The sequence below is a fragment of the Pseudomonas citrullilanati genome (assembly GCF_030580855.1).
GTDB lineage: Bacteria > Pseudomonadota > Gammaproteobacteria > Pseudomonadales > Pseudomonadaceae > Aquipseudomonas > Aquipseudomonas citrulli.
The window spans coordinates 73530-92550 of the sequence record NZ_JAUQOP010000001.1 but is presented as its reverse complement, the minus strand read 5'-3'; the positions used below and the strand labels follow the sequence as shown (position 1 = coordinate 92550).

The following is a 19021-nucleotide window of genomic DNA, read 5'->3' as shown; positions in this document are numbered from 1 at the left end:
ATTGACGATGCGCCGCCTGTTGCCCTGCCTGCTCCTGTTGCTGTTGCCCTTGTTCGGCCACGCCCAAGAAACCGCCGTGGAACCCTCGCGACCGAAAATCGGCCTGGTGCTGTCCGGCGGCGCGGCGCGAGGGCTGGCTCACATCGGTGTGCTCAAGGCCTTGGAGGAACAAGGCATCAAGATCGATGCCATTGCCGGCACCAGCATGGGCGCGGTGATCGGCGGCTTGTACGCCTCGGGCTACAAGATCGACGAACTGGAAAAACTGGCCCTGGGCATCGACTGGCAACAGGCGCTGTCCGACGCCCCGCCCCGCAAGGACGTGCCGTTTCGGCGCAAGCAGGATGACCGGGATTTCCTGGTGAAACAGAAATTGAGTTTCCGTGACGACGGCAGTCTCGGCCTGCCGTTGGGCGTGATCCAGGGCCAGAACCTGGCGCTGCTGCTGGAGAGCCTGCTGGCCCACGCCAGCGACACCCGCGACTTCGACAAACTGCCGATCCCGTTTCGCGCGGTGGCGACCGACATCGCCAGCGGCGAAAAAGTGGTGTTCAGCAAAGGCCACTTGCCCAAGGTCATTCGCGCCAGCATGTCGATCCCGGCGGTGTTCGCCCCGGTGGAACTGGACGGCCGGCTGCTGGTGGACGGTGGCATGGCCGACAACATCCCGCTGGACGTGGCCCGGGAAATGGGCGTGGACGTGGCGATCGTGGTCGACATCGGCACGCCCCTGCGCGGTCGCAAGCAACTGGTCACGGTGGTCGACGTGCTGAACCAGTCGACCACCCTGATGACCCGGCGCAATTCCGAAGAACAACTGGCGACACTGAAAAAGGACGACGTGCTGATCCAGCCAGCCCTGGCGAGCTTCGGCTCCACCGATTTCGGTCGCGCCCGGGACATGATCGATGCCGGCTACCGCGCCACGCAGATCCTCCAACCCCGCCTCGCGCACCTGCGCCCTGTCGAGCCGCCGGATGCGCAACTCATGGCGGCGCGCACGCCGAGCGAACGCACGCCGGTCATTACCGCGATCCGGGTGGAAAACGACTCGAAGGTCAGCGACGACGTGATTCGCTACTACATTCGCCAGCAGATCGGCGAACCGCTGGACCTGGGGCGCCTGCAGTCCGACATGGGCACCCTGTACGGCCTGGATTATTTCGAGCAAGTGCAGTACCGCGTGGTACGCAAGGGCCAGGACCATACGCTGGTGATCAACGCCCGGGGCAAACGCACCGGCACCGACTACCTGCGGCTGGGGCTGAGCCTGTCGGACGACATGCGCGGCGACAGCGCCTTCAACCTCGGCGCCAGCTACCGGGTCAACGGGATCAATCGCCTGGGTGCCGAATGGCTGACACGGGCGCAGATTGGCGACAGGCAAGAGCTGTACAGCGAGTTCTACCAGCCGCTGGACGTCGGCTCGCGCTATTTCATCGCGCCTTACGGTCAATTCGAATCGCGCAACGTCGAGGCCATCCTGGACAACGATCCGATCGCCCAGTATCGCGTCGAACGCTATGGTTTCGGCCTCAACGTAGGTCGTCAGATCGGTAACAGCGGCGAGGTCCGCCTCGGTGTCGGCCAGGCCTGGGGCAAGGCGGATGTGCGCATCGGTGACCACGACCAACCCAGCGAGAATTTCAATGAGGGCTTCTATGAACTGAAGTACTCGTTCGACTCCTTCGACAACGTGTATTTCCCCCATGAAGGCGAGGACATCGGCCTGACCTGGCGCCAGTACGAACCGGGCCTGGGGTCCGACCAGCGTTATCGACAGTGGGAGTTCAAGCTGGACAAGGCCCTGAGCAGCGGTCCGGACACCTTCATCCTCGGCGGGCGCTATGGGCGGACACTCGACACCGCCGAGATCGTGACTTCAAGTTTCGTCCTGGGGGGCGCACGACAATTGTCGGGCTTTCGCGAAGATGGCATCTCCGGCCAGAACATGAGCCTGATGCGCGCCGTGTATTACCGCCGACTCACGCCGCGGGCTTACCTGCCGCTGGACTTCCCCTTGTACATCGGCGGCTCGCTGGAGCGCGGCCGGGCCTGGAACAACGACAATGAATTCGACAGCGGCTACATCAATGCCGCCAGCGTCTTCCTCGGCTTCGACACGCCGCTGGGGCCACTGAACTTCAGCTACGGCTTCAACGACGATGACGAGCAGGCGGTGTACCTGAACCTGGGGCAGACGTTTTGAAGGGGGCGGTGGTTTTTGCCCGGTTGGGTGGCGGCCAGGGTGGGCGCCTTCGCGAGCAGGCTCGCTCCCACAAAAGATCAGTGTTCACAATCCCCGTGGGAGCGAGCCTGCTCGCGAAGAGGCCTGCAAGCCACCACCCAGCCAGCGCCTAGCGAATCCCGGCCAGCAACACCCGGGCGGTTTGCCTGAGGGGCTCGTCACCCTCTTCGAGCAACTCCTCCAACAATGAGATGGCGGTCTTCAGGTCGCCCTCGTCGATGCAGTTCTGCGCCTGTTCCAGTTTGACCGAAGCTTGCGCCTGGGGCTCGAGGGAAATGGATTCGAGGGAATCGGATTCAAGGTCGCCCGATTCAAAGGGCAATGCTTCAAGCTCCAGCGACTGCTCTTCATCGGCAAAGCTGTCGAGGAAATCATCGTCCAGGGATTCAGTTTCCAGTGGCGCCTCCCATTGCAGTTCCGGCTCGCCGAAGGCCGAGAGCGACAAGTCGCCGGGGGCGGACGGCGGCACTTTTTCAGAGGGCGCCGGTGGGACGTCGGCCAGGTCCCAACTGGTTTCCAGGGACAGCGCGTCGAGGTCCAGTTCGAATTCATCGCTGGGCAAGGGCGCGGGCTGGGGCGCCGGGGCCGGCGGTGGCGGTGGCGGTGGCGGTTCGAGTTCGGCAACCGGTGCCGGGAGCACGACGGGGGCTGCGACGGCAGCGGGAATGACAGCCAGCTTGGGGTAGCGCCCGCGAATGCCTTCCAGCACCTCGGCGTCGACGCCCTGGGCCAGCAAATGCTGCTCCTGGGCCTGGAAACCGATGACATCGCCCTGCCTGCCCAATACCTCCAGCAACTTGAGGCCCAGGTCGGTGCGCTCCGGCTCCGCCAGCAAGGCCGCGCGCAACAACCCCGCGGCCTCGGTGAACCGGCCGTAGGTCAGGTAGATCCCGACCCCTTCCAGCACATCCCCCAGCGGCGTATCGCCATTATTGAAGGCGGTGGCGGCCTCGGGCGGCTCCTTGTCGAGGGGCGATGCATAGGGCTCGACCGCGTCTTCCAGTATCGGGGCGGGACGTTCGGGCATCGGCACCGTCTCGACCTGCGCCTGCTGGCGGCGACGGATGAATGCCCACAACCCGAGCAACCCCAACAGGGCGACGAGCCCGGCCACCCACTGCCAGTCGATGCCGTCCGGCTCCGGCGGCTCGGCGGCTGGCGGCGCAGCGGGCTGGACCTCCGCCGTCGGCGCCTCTGCCGGAGGTTGTACGGGCGCCTGGGCGGGCACCGCAGGCGCGGGGGCGGACTCCGCCAGGCGTGCCTGCAATTCGCTGATCTGCTGGCGCTGGCCGGCGATTTCTTCGTCCTGGGCCTGGAGCCGGGCTTGCAGTTCGTCGATGGTTTTCTGTTGCTGCTGGTTTTGCAGCACGCTGGCGGCCAACTGTTCGTTGGAAGGGACGGCGCCGACGGCAGGATCCTGCGCCGACGGCAGCACGGCCGAGTCGGGCAACAGCAGGCGCTGGCCGATGGAGAGCCGGTCGCTCCCAGGGTTCAGCGCCTGGATGCCTTGCATCAGCGCGTTGACCGAGCCAGGACTGCCGGCGTCGTGTAGGCGTTTGGCGATGATCCAGGGATTGTCCCCCTGCACGACGGTGTAGCGCTTGCCCTGGGTCGCGGGGGGTGGCTTGACGGCCGGCGCGGCCTGGCTTGACAGCGATGATTGCGAGGCGGCGGCCGGTTCGTCGCTGGCCGGCACGATACCCGGCGTACCGGGCGGGTCCAACAGCACGGTGAATTCGCGCAGCAAGCGCCCGTTGGGCTGGCTGACCTGCACCAGGAAGTTGAGGAACGGTTCCTCCACCGGCTTGCTGGACGTTACCCGAATGTAGCTGCGCTCGCCTCGCAATACCGGGGTAAAGCGCAGGTTGTTGAGGAAAAATACCCGCTCCACGCCAGCGCGACTGAAATCGTCCGGGCTGGCCAGGCTGGCCGACAGGTCGCCTTCGGCGAGCCCGGCGACATCCACCAGGGCAATATCGGCACGCAATGGCTGGTTCAACGCGGAATGAAGCGTGATCTCGCCCAGCCCCAGCGCAGACGCCAGGGCCGAATACCCCAATGCCCCCACGACGACCAACACGTTGACTCCACTGCGCAACGTGAACTGCAGACTTTCAAGCATGGGTATCCCTTTCGATTCGAACGCATCCAATACGATTGCTCAGTACTGGTTATAGTTCGCTAACGGCCGAATCTCAAAAGTCGGATACCGCCGATATGCCTCAGGATTTTTCCAGGTTGGCCAGGATCCTGTCGTGGACCCGCATGCACACGCGCATGTCCGCTTCGTCGATCCCTTCGAATAATTCACGGCGCAGTTGCGTGGCAATGGTTTCGATCTGTTCGATCAACGGCCGGGCCGGCGGGCACAGCACGATCTTCTTCGCCCGACGATCCTCGGCCACGGCCTGGCGCTGCACCAGGCCCTGGGTCTCCAGGCTATCGAGCAAGCGCGCCAGCGTCGGGCCTTCGACGGCTACGCTCTGGGCCAGCTCGCGCTGGGTCGGCGCCTGTTCGAAACGCGCCAGGTGCAACAGGACCAGCCAGCGTGCCTGGGACAGGCCCAGCCCGGCCAGGCGACGATCCAGCTCGGCGCGCCAGCCCCGGGACATTTGCGCCAGTTGCATGCCAAATCGGTGTTGATCGGTTAACGGCATAAAAAACTCATCAGATCTGAAATAGGAAAATACTAATTATTAGTCAGCTAAGCATGAGCTTCGGATTCAAGCAAGGCCTGCCCTGTAGTGAATCGTTAAAGGCGCTTAACTCACTGATCAGACTTCAAATTCCGACTGCAAGGCAGCCCTGACGCAATACAGCACGCCTTCAGGCACTCGCCCTACAAACAGTGCGGCCACTTCCGATACCGACGGGAGCTCGCCTTCGCCATCCAGAAACGCGTCCTGCACCTCGCCCATCAATTCTTCGGGCAGGTCCAGTGCCTGTTCCAGGGACAATTGCTGCTGGCCGATGGCCTCGGCCAGCATCGTGTAGACATTCTTTTCCGAGCACCGCAATTGCCCGGCAATCTGCAGCGGCGTCATGCCGGCCCGGGCCAGGGTGATCAGCTCGTGACGTACGTCGACCGCCGCCACCGGCGCTTCGGCCTCGCCGCCGAGCACCTGGAGGAAGGCCTCGCCGTAACGCTCCAGCTTGCGCGCACCCACGCCGCTGACCCGGGCCATGTCGGCCAGGGACGCGGGCTGGCTGCGGAGCATTTCCAACAGCGTCGAATCGGGAAAGATGACGTACGGCGGCACACCGTGTTCTTCGGCCAACTTGCGGCGCAGGGCCCGCAACGCTTCCCACTGCTCGCGCTCTTCGCCGCGCACCAGTTGGCTGGCCTGGCTCTTGCTGCTCTTGACCGTCGTCGCCGGCTTGAGGTCGCGACGCAGTTCCAGGGTGACCTCGCCCTTGAGCAAGGGCCGGCAGCTCTCGGTCAGGCGCAGGCCGCCATAGCCTTCCAGGTCGATGTCGGCCAGGCCCCGCGCCACGAGCTGGCGGAACAGCGACCGCCACTCACTCTCGCTGCGGGCCTTGCCCACGCCGTAGACCGACAGGTGCTGGTGCCCGAAGCTGCGGACCTTCTCGTTGTCCTTGCCCAGCAATACGTCCACCAGGTGCCCCACGCCATAGCGCTGGCCGGTGCGGAAAATCGCCGACAGCGCCTGGCGGGCCGGCTCGGTGGCGTCCCAGGTTTCCACGCCGTCGACGCAGTTGTCGCAGTGACCGCACGGTTGGGGCATGTCTTCGTCGAAATAGGCCAGCAGGGTCTGGCGGCGGCAACGGGTTTCCTCGCACAACGACAGCATGGCGTCGAGCTTGTGCTGTTCCAGGCGCTTGTGCCGCTCATCGCCTTCGGAGTTCTGCAGCATCTGCTTGAGCATCACCACGTCTTGCAGGCCGTAGGCCATCCAGGCATCAGCAGGCAGGCCGTCGCGACCGGCACGACCGGTTTCCTGGTAATAGGCCTCGAGGGACTTGGGCAGGTCCAAGTGCGCGACGAAGCGCACGTTCGGCTTGTCGATGCCCATGCCGAAGGCGACGGTGGCCACCATGATCAGGCCTTCTTCGTTGAGAAAGCGCTTCTGGTGGTAGGCCCGCAGGTCGTTGGGCAGGCCGGCGTGGTAGGGCAACGCCGGAAACCCCTGCTCGCAGAGAAAGGCCGACACTTCATCGACCTTCTTGCGCGACAGGCAATAGACGATGCCGGCATCGCTGCGCCGCTCGGCGAGGAATGCCAGCAATTGTTTGCGCGGCTGCTCCTTGGGCACGATGCGGTAGAAAATGTTCGGACGGTCGAAGCTGGAGAGGAATCGCTCGGCGTTCTGCAGGTGCAGGCGCTCGACGATCTCTTCGCGGGTCCGCTTGTCGGCGGTAGCGGTCAGGGCGATGCGCGGCACGTCGGGGAACAGTTCCGCCAGTTGCCCCAGTTGCAGGTATTCGCGGCGGAAATCGTGGCCCCACTGGGACACGCAGTGGGCTTCGTCGATGGCGAACAGGGCGATTTCCAGGCTTTGCAGGAACGCCAGCATGCGCGGCTGCACCAGGCGCTCCGGTGCCAGGTACAGCATTTTCACCTCGCCGCGCTTGATCCGCGCCGCCAGGTCCCGCTGCTGCTCGGCACTGAGGGTGGAGTTCAGCGAGGCGGCGGCGACACCCAGTTCCTCGAGGGTCGCGACCTGGTCGTCCATCAACGCGATCAGCGGCGAAACCACCACCGCAAGGCCGTTGCGCAACAGCGCCGGCACTTGGAAGCACAAGGACTTGCCGCCGCCGGTGGGCATGAGCACCAGGGCATCGCCGCCGCTGGCCACGCGCTCAATAATGGCACCCTGGCGGCCACGGAAACTGTCGTAGCCGAAGATGTCCTTGAGGACGCGTTGAGCCTGTTCGAGCATAGAAACTCCAAAAATCACCGAAACATCCCTGCAAGGCTGGTTCAGAATCACAAACGCTGCTCCGGCAAATCGTAAGGGCGCGTTTCGAACCGGCGGGACGCCGCAGGGCATCACAAAACGCGGCAGTATACCCGAGGCCTTCGTTGCAAAGGGCGCCGCTGACAAGAGGTGATCGAGGCAAGCCGGCAAGGCAATTACGCCACGCGGCTGGCCTGGGCGCGCAAGAAGGCCTAGAATTCCCGCATTGTTTATTCCCCAAGGTAGCCCGTAATGTCCTTCGCTGAGCAACTGACCCGCCTGCAAGTCTTCCTCGACGCCGATGAGCTGCACGAAGAGGCGCTGGATTACGTGGCCGCTCATGGCTATCTGACCGCCCTGTCGATCTGCTCCGAACCGGTGCCGGACCGTGAATGGATCGACGCCCTGTTCGCCGAAGAGCCGCACTACAGCGACGAAGCCCAACGCGCCGAGATCGAAGCCACGCTGGTCGGCCTCAAGGCCCACATCGCCCGCCAGCTGGCGTCCGACGAGGAATTCGAGCTGCCATGCGAACTGGACCTGGGTGATGACCCGGACGATTCGGAACTGCGTGGCTGGTGCATCGGCTTCATGGAAGGCGTGTTCCTGCGCGAAGCCGCCTGGTTCGAAACCGCCGAAGAGGAAGTCAGCGAAATGCTGCTGCCGATCATGGTCGGTTCCGGGCTGTTCGACGAGCAACCGGAGTTTTCCGACATCGCCGCCGACGCCAACCTGATGGACGACATGATCGTGCAGATCCCGGAAGCCCTCACCGCGCTGTACCTGCTGTGCAACGCACCGGACGAGAAACCGGCGATCCTCAAGCCTCGCCACCACTGAGTGACCGGGTGCCCGCGCCTATTGGCAACCGGCCGCTGATCCTGCGCTACGCCCTGCTGGCCATCGGCTGGCTGAGCGTGGTGCTGGGGGTCATCGGCATCTTCGTCCCCGTGCTGCCGACCACCCCGTTCCTGCTCCTAGCCGCGGCCTGCTTCGCGCGCAGCTCGCCGCGTTTCTACCAATGGCTGGTGGAACATCCCCGTCTCGGCCCATGGATCCGCGATTACCTCAGCGGCCAGGGCATCCCCCTCAAGGGCAAGGTCTACGCCATCGGCCTGATGTGGGCGAGCATCCTCTTCTCCTGCTACCTGGTGCCCCTGCCGTGGGCGCGCGGGTTCATGCTCACCAGTGCGGTGCTGGTGACGGTCTACATCCTCAGGCAGAAGACCCTGCGCAAGCCTTGACTCTGGGTTCGACGCTCCCCCTGTGGCGAGGGGATTTATCCCCGCTGGGTTGCGAAGCAACCGCAAAATCAGGCGCCGCACTGCAACAGTAGTGCGGCAGCTACCGACCGGTTTGCGACTGCTGCGCAGCCGAACGGGGATAAATCCCCTCGCCACAAATAGCCTTCACACCGTGTCCACTTTCAACGAATGATCATTCAACATCCCGTTGATGATGGTCGCGGTGTCCGCTCCACCGATAATGCCCCCCGCTCCCGGCGTGACGCCGTAGTGGCTGGCAAGGTTGACGCCCGCCAGGTCGATGGTCTGGTTCGGCGTCGCGCCGGCGAGGGCGCTGACGTCGATGCTGGTGGTGACCGAAGCCCCGCTGCCGCTCACGGAGAAGTGCAAGTAATCGTCCAGTGATGCCGCGCTGCCGTTTTCACCCTGCAACAGTTGCGACAGGTCGAGTTTGTCGACGCCCGGGGTGAAGTCGGTGACCAAGTCATGGCCGCTGTTGCCCACCTTCCACTGGAAGGTATCGGCACCGCCGCCGCCGGTCAGGGTGTTGTTGCCCAGGCCACCGATCAGCAGGTCATCGCCGCCACCGCCATTGAGCACGTCATGGCCCAACCCGCCGTCGAGCCGGTTGTTGCCTGCGTCGCCGGTCAGGGTGTCGTTGAAGTTCGAGCCAATGAGATTTTCGATACCGTTCAAGGTATCGGTGCCCGCGCCGAGGGTGTCTTGCGCGGCCAGCAGGCCCAGGTTCACCGTCACCCCGGCGGTGGCGTGGGCGTAGCTGGCGGTGTCGGTGCCCGTGCCGCCGTCGAGCAGGTCGTTGCCCGCGCCACTGTAGAGCAGGTCGTTGCCAGCCCCACCGTGCAAGGCGTTGTTGCCCGCCCCCGCGCTGAGGATGTCGTTGCCGTCGCCGGCATTGAGGATGTTGTCGCCATTGCCAGCCAACAACACGTCGTCCCCGCTGGTGCCCGTCAGGGTGTGCTCGGCCTGATAACTGATGCTCACCGCCGCCCCGTCGCTGCCGCCATGATTGTCGCTGGCGGTGTAGGTGCCGTGATAATCCGGCGTACTGTCATGGGCGCCGGCGTAGTTGACGGTGAGGGTCAGCTGATAGTTTTCCGCCGCTTTGGCATTACCGCCGCCGGGATTGGCGATGTTGGTCACGTGGATCTGGTAATTGCCATCGGCGGCTGCGGTAAACGAGGCACCGTCGGCGATGGCGATGAAAGGCCCGCCGTTGAGGGCATATTCCAGGGAGACGTGGCCCGCCGCCAGGTTGTGATCCAGGGTGAGGGTTTCACCTTGCTTGAGGCTGATGTTGAGCCGGTCCTCATCGTTGGCGTTGTTGGTGGACACCGCGCCCAGCGCGCCGCTGACCACCAGCACCGCCGTCATGGTCGCCGCATTGGCGACGAACGCGCTGCGGTTGAGGTTGATCGATTGCACGTTGTTGCCGGTGAAGCTCGCCGTGCCGGTGGTGCCGGTAAAGTCCGCGCCGCGGGCCACCCAACCGGTATTGAACCCGGTAGGCGAGGCGGTCAGCGGATCGCCGTTGGCGTCGCTGTCGTTGCCCAGCAGCAATTCACCCGGGATCACGAGGTTGCCCGACAGCACGTTGGTGATGATGTTGTCGTCGGTTGCGATTGGCGGGCTGTTGGGCACGACCTTGATCACCAGGTTGGAACCGGCCAGGTCACCGTCGTTGTCGCTGACGGTGTAGCCGATGTTTTCGGTGATCAAGGTGCTGGTGGCGGTTTGCGAGGTATAGCTGAACGCGCCTGTGTCGAGGTTGACCACCAACGTGCCGTTGTGGGCCGTGGCGATGCTCAAGGTGTTGTCGACGCTGTTGAAGGTGCCATGGTTGGCGCCACCGCTGGCACTCAGGCTACCCTGGCCGCCGTTGGCCGTCGGGTTATAGGTGTAGGTGGTGCCGTCGACCACCAGGCTCTTGACGAAGCCGCCGTCGGCCCCGAACGAGCCGCCCTCGCCCAACAGGTTGCCGGTGACCGGCACGCCGACCACGGTGCCGGAGAGCACCGAGTTCAGTTGGTTTAGGTCGGTAACCACCACCGCGTTGGTGTTGGTGTGGGTGCTGCCGTCGTAGGCCAGCGGATCGAGATGGGCATTGCTCACGCCACTGCCCAGGCCGATGGCGTAGTTCTTGATGCCGTTGGCGTCGAGGAAGGCTTTCCAGGCTGCTTCATCTGCCGAACCGGTTTCCTGGCCCGACGTCGGTTTGCCGTCGGAGATGAAATAGCCGATGTTCTGCGCCCCGGTCAGTTGCCCGGAGGTGACAAACGCAGCCTTGGCAGCTGCCACGGCCGCATCGTAGTTGGTCCCGCCGCCCGCCGTCAGGCTGCCGAGCAGCGTCTTGGCGGTCGCCACATCCACCCACACGGATGTCTGGTCGGTCGCGCCGCGGCTGAACGTCACCAATTGGACTTTCACATCCCCCAGGTCATCGTATTTATCGAGCAAGGCACTGATGGCCTGCTTCGCCAGATCCAGCCGCGAAAGCCCCGGCACGCCCGAGGCATCGGCCATGCTGCCGGAGACATCGAGCACGATCAGCAGGTTCGAATCCACTTCCACCGCGGTCACCGAACGCTCGGACGCGACCGCCTTGGGCACGTCGTCGACGATGCTCACCACCAGGTTGCCCGTGACGCTGTTGCCTTGGGCGTCGGTAGCCTGATAGGTGAAGTTGTCGCTCAGCACATTTGCGCCATCGTTGGCATGGGGCGTTGTCGTGGCGGGCGACGTCAGGGTGTAGGTGTAGGAACCGTCCGGATGGAGCAGCAGTTGGCCGTAGGCTCCGGTGGCATTGCCCACCAACGTGTAAGTCACCGCGCCAGTGGCGCCAGACACCGCCCCCACCAGGCTGCCGCTGGCCGTTTCCCCGGTGGTGCTCGGGTCGCTGCCGGTGACGGTGCCGGGGGCCAGGTCCTGGCCGTCCTGGTTCAGGTCCAGGGCTTTTTCGTAGACGGTGATGTCCTGGTCCGAAGCCGCGACGAGGCAGCTGTTGTGCACGTCGATGGTGATGGTCGTGGTGCTCTGGTCGCCGTCGGCATCGCGCACGGTGTAGGTGAACACGTCCGTGGCACCCGGGGCGCCGACGGTGTTCGGGTTGCTGTGGTAGACGGCGTTGCCGTTGGCATCCAGGGTCAGGTAGCCGTAGGTGCCGTTGATCTGGGTGTTGAGGCCGCCGATGGCCGGGGACGAGGTGTCGTTGCCAGCACGGACGCCGATCACCGCGCCACTGGCAGCCGGCCCGTCGGCACCGCCCACGTCGTTGTCCAGCACATTGCCGCTGACCGTACCCCCCTCATTCACCGAAGCCGAATCAGCGTGAGCGGTGGGCAAGTCATCGACGATGTTCACGTCCAGGTTGCCGTTGGCGGTGGTGCCGTTGTCATCGGTGACCACCACCGCGAACTGCTCGCTCAGGCTGTTGGCGCCGTTGGCATTGGGATGGGCTTCGTTGTCAAGCAGCGTGTAGCTGTAGCTGACCACGCCGGTGGTGGCGTTGAAACCGGCGATGGTCAGGGTGTTGCCCAGCGCGGTGGTGATCGATTGAGGGAAACCCGCGGCCACCCCACCAGTCACCACGTTGATGCCGCCGACACTCAAGGTCTGCACACCGTCCAGGGCGGTGAGGGTGAACGTCCCGCTCTGGGTCAGCGCCGATGCATCCGGGCTGCTGCCGTCGCCGAGGTTCTTCTCCTGCACCGTCAACTCGCCGCCTTGGGTATCGAGGCCGGTGATAATCACTGGGTCGTCGTTGTTATGCACTTGCAGCACCAGGTTCGCGGTGCTGGTGTCGCCGTCGGCATCGGTCAGGGTGTAGGTGAAGGTTTCGCTGCCATTGCCACCGCCGTGCAGGCCTTTGAAGTCCGCGTCTGCGTTGTTGAGCGTGTAGGTGTAGGAACCGTCGGGGTTGAGCACCAAAGTGCCGTAGGTCCCGGTGAACGTGCCGGGAGTCACTGGCCCGGAGGCAACCTGGTCCGCCCCCTGGGTGTCGTTGGTCAACACGCTGCCGGTCAGCGTCAGATGGGTTTCCGAGGCGGCGCCGGTATTGCTGTCGTCCACGGCTTTTGGCACGTCATCGACGATATTCACATCCAGGTTGCCATTGGCGGTGGTCCCATTGTCATCGGTAACCACCACCGCGAACTGCTCGCTCAGGCTGTTGGCGCCATTGGCATTGGGATGGGCTTCGTTGTCGAGCAGCGTGTAGCTGTAGCTGACCACGCCGGTGGTCGCGTTGAAACCGGTGATGGTCAGGGTGTTGCCCAGCGCGGTGGTGATCGACTGAGGGAAACCCGCAGCCACGCCACCGGTGACCACATTGATGCCGCCGACACTCAAGGTCTGCACACCGTCCAGCGCGGTGATGGTGAACGTGCCGCTCTGGGTCAGCGCCGATGCATCCGGGCTGCTGCCGTCGCCGAGGTTTTTCTCCTGCACTGTCAGCTCGCCGCCTTCGGTGTCGAGGCCGGTGATGATCACCGGGTCGTCGTTGTTATGCACTTGCAGCACCAGGTTCGCGGTGCTGGTGTCGCCGTCGGCGTCGGTCAGGGTGTAGGAGAAGGTTTCGCTGCCACTGCCGCCGCCGTGCAGGCCTTTGAAGTCCGCGTCTGCGCTGTTGAGCGTGTAGGTGTAGGAACCGTCGGCATTGAGCACCAAAGTGCCGTAGGTCCCGGTGAACGTGCCGGGAGTCACTGGGCCGGACGCAACCTGGTCCGCCCCCTGGGTGTCGTTGGTCAACACGCTGCCGGTCAGCGTCAGATGGGTTTCCGAGGCGGTGCCGGTATTGCTGTCGTCCACGGCTTTTGGCACGTCGTCGACGATGCTCACGTCCAGGTTGCCATTGGCGGTGGTCCCATTGTCATCGGTGACCACCACCGCGAACTGCTCGCTCAGGCTGTTGGCGCCGTTGGCATTGGGATGGGCTTCATTGTCCAGCAGCGTGTAGCTGTAGCTCACCACGCCGGTGGTCGCGTTGAAACCGGTGATGGTCAGGGTGTTGCCCAGCGCGGTGGTGATCGATTGAGGGAAACCCGCGGCCACGCCACCAGTCACCACGTTGATGCCGCCGACACTCAAGGTCTGCACACCGTCCAGGGCGGTGAGGGTGAACGTCCCGCTCTGGGTCAGCGCCGATGCATCCGGGCTGCTGCCGTCGCCGAGGTTTTTCTCCTGCACCGTCAGCTCGCCGCCTTCGGTGTCGAGGCCGGTGATGATCACCGGGTCGTCGTTGTTGTGCACTTGCAGCACCAGGTTCGCGGTGCTGGTGTCGCCGTCGGCGTCGGTCAGGGTGTAGGTGAAGGTTTCGGTGCCACTGCCGCCGCCATGCAATGCGATAAATTGCGGGTCGCTGGTGTCGAGGGTGTAGGTGTACGTGCCATTGGGGTTCAGCACCAGGGTGCCGTAGGTGCCGGTGAAGGTCCCGCCCACGATCGGGCCGCTGTCGGGGCCGGTGGGGATGCGGTCGGCGCCCTGGTGATCGTTGGGCAACACATTGCCGGTGAGGGTGACGAGGGTTTCCGAGGCGGTATTGGGGTGGCTGTCATCAATCGCCTGCGGCACGTCGTCGGTGATGTTGACATCGAGGGTGCCGGTGGCCGTGTCGCCGTCGTTGTCGACCGCCACGACCGGGAACTGTTCGGTGATGTTGTTGGCACCGCCGCCGGCCGGATGGGTTTCATTGTCGGTGAGGGTGTAGGTGTAGCTGACCACGCCGGTGGCCGGGTCATAGCCCGTGACAGTCAGGGTATTGCCCAAGGTCGAGGTGATGGTTTGTGGAAAGCCTGCGGGCACCCCGCCGGTGATCACGCTGATACCGCCGATACTCAGGCTGCTCAGCCCGTCGGGGGCGGACACCGTGAAGGTGCCGCTCTGCACCAGCGCGCCCGGATTGCTGGCCGTGCCATCGGCCAGGTTGGCTTCGTTGGCGGTTAGTTCACCACCGTCCACATTCACCCCGTCGAGGGTCACCGGATTGTCCGGAGGCGTCACCGGCGGCACGCTGCCGTCGTCGCCGTTGGCGTCCGGGTCAGCGGCCAGGCGCAGTTGCGGGAACTCGGGGATCCCGTTGAACCCCGCCGTAGGGAAACCGATCTGCGGATCCACCTCCCCGCCCACTTCCTCCAGCAGTACGAAACTGTGGCCGCCCCCCAGGCCGCCCGCCGCGTTGCCGGCCCCCGGGCCCGCGGCCGTGGCTTCACCGGCCTGGGTCGGGTCGGCACCGGCAGCGATGGCTTGTTGCAGTTTCTGCACGTCGGTCAGTTGCGCGTCGCTCGGCACCGTCGCTTCCGCTGTCTGGACATGCGGCGCAGCGTGGGCGAGCAACTGCGGCGTCAGGGTCAGGTCGCTGCCGCGGCCCAGGGTCAGTTCCTGGCCGTTCTGCAAGTGCACCGCCACCGCGCCCTCGGCCCCGGTAACCAGGTGTTCGCCGGCGTAGAGCCGGTCGCCTTCCACCAGGGGCCGCCGCAGCCCTCCAGCCGCTTCTGCGAAAACCTGGCCTACCACTTTGCTGACGGTACCGATGAGCGCTGCCATGTGCTGTCCTCCGTTGCCAACCGCAGTCGGCACGTGTCTGGGTGAAGAATCCGTCCTCAGGATGGCGGCCAAAAAAGCTGGAAAATTTGCCAGCTTTGAAGGGTTTGGAAGGTGCTAGCTTTTCGCCAGAATGACAAAAAACCGTCGCTTTATTTCACCCCCGCCATCCTCGTTTTCGACATTTCTCCACGTCGCTTAAAAAACCGCTGGAACTTTTATTGACGCCTAAAAGCCGACAGAACCCGCAGATTCAAAGGCTTTCGCTTTGAACAATGTGCTGGTTTTCGAAGAGCACATAAGTTTTTTTCGAAATAAAGCTTATGAGAAATTCTTCTTAGGTTTTGCGCAGGATGTTCTTAGCTGTGTTGTTACAAGGTTGAAACGGTTTTGATCTTAAATACGTCAAATTTCTGGCGACAACGAAGCACTTACAGACCCTCAGGAGATGCACCCATGCGCGTTCTAACCCCTCTCTGCAGCGCAGTCTTGCTGGCCATGGCCTGCTCTTCTCAGGCGCAGGCCATGTCATTGACCGAAGCGATCCAGAGCACCATCGCGACGCACCCGGAGCTGGCGCAACGGGTGGACAGCCGTCTGTCGGCCAATGAAGACGTCAAGGTCGCCCAGGGGGGCTTTTACCCGTCGGTGGATTTGAACGCCGGCTACGGCCGTGGCTACAGCGACAACACCAACACCCGGGCCTTGGGCAACCACCACACCAATATCCTGAACTACACCCAGTCGGAGCTGCGCCTGCGGCAGATGATCTTCGACGGGTTCAACGTCGCCAACGAAGTGGAGCGCACCAAGGGCGTGGTCAACTCCCGGGCCTATTACGCCCAGGGCACCGCCCAAGACTTGGCCCTGCGCACCATCGAGGTCTACCTGGAAGTGCTCAAGCGGCGCGAGCTGGTGACCCTGGCCAAGAACAACCTGCAAGCGCACTTGCGGGTCAACGACCAGATTGGCCTGCGCACCGAGCGCGGGGTGGGCAGCAACGCCGACTCCGACCAGTCCAAGGCTCGTCGCGCCCTGGCGGAAAACAACTTCGACACCGCCGAAGTAGACCTGGCCGACGCCGAGGCGAACTTCTACAGCGTGGTCGGACGCATGCCCGATGAGCTGGAAACCCCGCCCTCGACCAAAGGCGAAATGCCCGCCGACCTGCGCGAGGCCCAGCAGAGCATGATGGACAACAACCCGTACCTGAAATCGGCCCAGGCCGACATCCAGTCCGCCGAGAGCCAGTACGAAGTGGCCAAGTCGCCGTTCTATCCACGCTTCGATGCCGAGGCCGCGGTGGGCGCGAACAACAACCTTGGCGGCGAGGAAGGCCACGACAACAACTGGCGCGTGGGCGTGGTGATGAACTACAACCTGTTTCGCGGCGGCAGCGACAAGGCCCGGCTGGCCTCCAACGCCCACCAGATCAACCAGGCCATGGATATCCGCAACAACGCCCTGCGCCAGCTCAACGAAGACACGCGCCTGGCCTGGAACGCGATGACCAACGCCCGCAAGCAGACCCCCACCGCCCGCGAATACGCCGAGACCACCACCCGCGTGCGCGCCGCCTACCAGGACCAGTTCGGCCTCGGCCAGCGGACCCTGCTCGACCTGCTCGACAGCGAAAACGAGCTGTACAACGCCAACCGTCGCTACACCGAAGTGCGCTACACCGAGGAATACTCGATGTACCGGGTGCTGGCGAACATGGGCCTGCTGTTGAACAAGCAACGGGTGGTGCTGCCGGCCGACGCGATTGCGCAGACCGAGGTCAAGAACCAAGCGCGCCTGCCCGAACTCAAGTAGCGCCTGGGAGCGATCGACATGACCAGCATGGAACCCGCAACCCCCGGCGCCGACCCGCGCCTGAACTTCGATGATCCCTTGCTGGACGGCCTGTTGATCCTCTGCAAACTCCATGGCGCGACCGCCAGTCGCGCCAGCCTCAGCGCCGGGCTTCCTATGGCGCACCAACGCCTGGGCCTGGAGCTGCTGCCTCGCGCAGCGGCCCGGGCCAGCTTGCAGGCCCGGTTGTTGCGGCGCGAGCTGGCTGACATCTCGCCGCTCAACCTGCCGGTGATGCTGATCCTGGCGGGGGGACGCTGCGCGGTGCTGCGCCGCTGGGGTGACGACGGCCGGGCATTGATCCTGCCCAGCGAAGCCGAGGGCGGCGAACAATGGGTCAGCCGCGAGGAACTGGCCCTCGACTACAGTGGCCAGGCCTTGTTCGCCCGGCCACGGCATGAACTCGAAGACTTGCGCGCGCCCCTGGTGCCGCGGGTCGAAGCGTGGTTCCGCGACACCTTGAAACTGTCGCGCTGGCTGTACAGCGACGCGATCCTGGCGAGCCTGCTGATCAACCTGCTGGGGCTGATGGTGCCGCTGTTCGTCATGCAGACCTACGACCGCGTGGTGCCCAACCAGGCCACCTCGACCTTGTGGGTGCTGGCCGTGGGGCTGTTGATCGGCACCGGGTTCGAGCTGGTACTGCGGGTGGTGCGCGCCCATCTGCTGGACACCGCCGGCAAGAAAACCGACGTGATCCTCTCCGCGACCCTGTTCGAGCGCATCACCGGCATGGCCATGAAAGCCAAGCCGGTGACCATCGGCGGGTTCGCCCAAAGCATCCATGACTTCCAGGGCCTGCGGGAATTCCTCACCGCCGTGACCCTCACCAGCCTCATCGACCTGCCCTTCGCCCTGCTGATGCTGGTGGTGATCGGATTACTGGGCGGTTGGCTGGTGGTGATTCCGGTCATCGCGTTCCCGATCACCATCGTCTTCGCGATGATCATCCAGGTGCGCCTGCGCGACACCGTGCAAAAAAGCCTGGCCCTGGGCGCCCAGCGCCAGGCCTTGCTGATCGAAACCCTTGGCGGCCTGGAAACCCTCAAGGCCTGCAGCGCGGAAAGCGAGCGCCAGCATCAATGGGAAAGCACCCATGGCGCCCTCACCCGCCTGGACAGCCACGCGCGCAACCTCTCGGCGCTGGCGACCAATGGCACACTGTTCCTGCAACAACTGGCCGGCATGGCGACCATCGTGGCCGGGGTCTACAGCATCATCGCCGGCAACCTCAGCGTCGGCGCACTGGTGGCGACCTACATGCTCGGCAGCCGCGTACTGGCGCCGCTGGGCCAGATCGCCGGGCTGATCACCCGCTACCAGCAAGCCCAACTCACCATGCGCAGCACCGACGCCCTGATGGCACTGCCCCAGGAGCGCGATGCCAAGCAGCGCCCGCTGGAGCGCACCCAATTGCAGGGCGCGCTGGACGTCAGCGGCGTGACATTCCACTACAACGGCCAGAGCGCCCCGGCACTGGCCGACGTCAGCTTCAGCCTCAAGCCCGGCGAACGGGTCGGGATCATCGGGCGCAGCGGTTCGGGCAAGAGCACCCTGGCGCGGCTGGTGATGGGCTTCTACGCGCCCGAGGAAGGCCAACTGCTGCTCGACGGCCTGGACCTGCGGCAACTGGACGTCGCCGACCTGCGCCAACAGGTCGGCTACGTGGCCCACGACTTGCCACTGCTGGCCGGCAGCCTGCGCGACAACCTCACCCTGGGCGCCCGCTATATCAGTGACGCGCGCATGCTCGAAGTGGCGGAACTGACTGGCGTCACCGAGTTGGCCCGCCAGCATCCCCAAGGCTTCGACCGCCCGGTGGGTGAACGCGGCCAACTGCTGTCCGGCGGGCAGCGCCAGGCCGTGCTGCTGGCCCGGGCCCTGCTGCTCGACCCACCGATCCTGCTGCTGGACGAACCCACCAGCGCCATGGACAACAGCAGCGAAGACCTCTTGCGGCAAAAACTGCACACCCGCGTCCAGGGCAAGACCGTGCTGCTGGTCACCCACCGCACCTCGATGCTGAGCCTGGTGGACCGGCTGCTGGTACTGGACAACGGCCGGATCGTGGCGGACGGGCCGAAGGAAGCGGTGATCGAGGCGTTGCGTAAAGGACGGGTGGGCTCCGCGGCGGTATAGAACAACACAGCAACCTGTGGGAACAAGGTTTGTGTGGGAGCAAGGTTTGTGTGGGAGCAAGG

Annotated in this window: 9 protein-coding genes; 5 read left to right on the top strand and 4 right to left on the bottom strand. The window is 64.4% G+C overall.

Annotation, left to right across the window (positions count from 1 at the left end; translation table 11 throughout):
• The first annotated feature begins 7 nt into the window (after positions 1–7).
• Entirely contained in the window at positions 8–2209 is a 2202-nt protein-coding gene (locus Q6A48_RS00325; RefSeq protein ID WP_304551004.1) for a patatin-like phospholipase family protein, read from the top strand.
• Between the two features lie 148 nt (positions 2210–2357).
• Here Q6A48_RS00325 and Q6A48_RS00320 read toward each other — a convergent pair whose 3' ends face one another.
• The 3 genes from Q6A48_RS00320 to recQ form a co-directional block, all read right to left on the bottom strand.
• Entirely contained in the window at positions 2358–4370 is a 2013-nt protein-coding gene (locus Q6A48_RS00320; RefSeq protein ID WP_304551003.1) for a FimV/HubP family polar landmark protein, read from the bottom strand.
• Between the two features lie 100 nt (positions 4371–4470).
• On the bottom strand, positions 4471–4905 hold the full coding sequence (locus tag Q6A48_RS00315; RefSeq protein ID WP_304551001.1) for a MarR family transcriptional regulator: 435 nt from the start codon (positions 4903–4905) through the stop codon (positions 4471–4473).
• A gap of 117 nt (positions 4906–5022) precedes the next feature.
• Positions 5023–7149: a DNA helicase RecQ gene (recQ, locus tag Q6A48_RS00310; RefSeq protein WP_304550999.1), complete on the bottom strand. Its 2127-nt coding sequence runs from the start codon at positions 7147–7149 to the stop codon at positions 5023–5025.
• A 270-nt stretch (positions 7150–7419) separates the two neighbouring features.
• Between recQ and Q6A48_RS00305 the strand changes: the two genes are divergently transcribed.
• Both Q6A48_RS00305 and Q6A48_RS00300 read left to right on the top strand, forming a co-directional pair.
• Positions 7420–8007 carry a UPF0149 family protein gene (locus Q6A48_RS00305; RefSeq protein WP_030141133.1) on the top strand — a complete coding sequence of 196 codons (588 nt, stop codon included), beginning with the start codon at positions 7420–7422 and terminating at the stop codon, positions 8005–8007.
• Between the two features lie 8 nt (positions 8008–8015).
• Positions 8016–8411, top strand: a complete 396-nt coding sequence (locus Q6A48_RS00300; RefSeq protein ID WP_304550997.1) for a YbaN family protein — start codon at positions 8016–8018, stop codon at positions 8409–8411.
• Positions 8412–8576: 165 nt separating this feature from the next.
• On the opposite strand, the gene Q6A48_RS00295 is transcribed toward Q6A48_RS00300, so the two are convergent.
• Positions 8577–14969, bottom strand: a complete 6393-nt coding sequence (locus Q6A48_RS00295) for a retention module-containing protein (RefSeq protein ID WP_304550995.1) — start codon at positions 14967–14969, stop codon at positions 8577–8579.
• A gap of 453 nt (positions 14970–15422) precedes the next feature.
• On the opposite strand from Q6A48_RS00295, the gene Q6A48_RS00290 reads away from it, so the two are divergent.
• Both Q6A48_RS00290 and Q6A48_RS00285 read left to right on the top strand, forming a co-directional pair.
• Positions 15423–16781 carry a TolC family outer membrane protein gene (locus Q6A48_RS00290; RefSeq protein WP_304550993.1) on the top strand — a complete coding sequence of 453 codons (1359 nt, stop codon included), beginning with the start codon at positions 15423–15425 and terminating at the stop codon, positions 16779–16781.
• 18 nt (positions 16782–16799) lie between these two features.
• Entirely contained in the window at positions 16800–18959 is a 2160-nt protein-coding gene (locus tag Q6A48_RS00285) for a type I secretion system permease/ATPase (RefSeq protein WP_304550992.1), read from the top strand.
• The last annotated feature ends 62 nt before the right edge of the window (positions 18960–19021 follow it).

What these genes read in the sequence shown, in the direction of transcription:
- Q6A48_RS00290 (WP_304550993.1), top strand. Translation starts at nt 15,423, where the DNA reads ATGCGCGTTCTAACCCCTCTCTGCAGCGCAGTCTTGCTGGCCATGGCC.
- Q6A48_RS00295 (WP_304550995.1), bottom strand. Translation starts at nt 14,969, where the DNA reads ATGGCAGCGCTCATCGGTACCGTCAGCAAAGTGGTAGGCCAGGTTTTC.
- Q6A48_RS00320 (WP_304551003.1), bottom strand. Translation starts at nt 4,370, where the DNA reads ATGCTTGAAAGTCTGCAGTTCACGTTGCGCAGTGGAGTCAACGTGTTG.
- Q6A48_RS00325 (WP_304551004.1), top strand. Translation starts at nt 8, where the DNA reads ATGCGCCGCCTGTTGCCCTGCCTGCTCCTGTTGCTGTTGCCCTTGTTC.
- Q6A48_RS00305 (WP_030141133.1), top strand. Translation starts at nt 7,420, where the DNA reads ATGTCCTTCGCTGAGCAACTGACCCGCCTGCAAGTCTTCCTCGACGCC.
- recQ (WP_304550999.1), bottom strand. Translation starts at nt 7,149, where the DNA reads ATGCTCGAACAGGCTCAACGCGTCCTCAAGGACATCTTCGGCTACGAC.
- Q6A48_RS00315 (WP_304551001.1), bottom strand. Translation starts at nt 4,905, where the DNA reads ATGCCGTTAACCGATCAACACCGATTTGGCATGCAACTGGCGCAAATG.
- Q6A48_RS00285 (WP_304550992.1), top strand. Translation starts at nt 16,800, where the DNA reads ATGACCAGCATGGAACCCGCAACCCCCGGCGCCGACCCGCGCCTGAAC.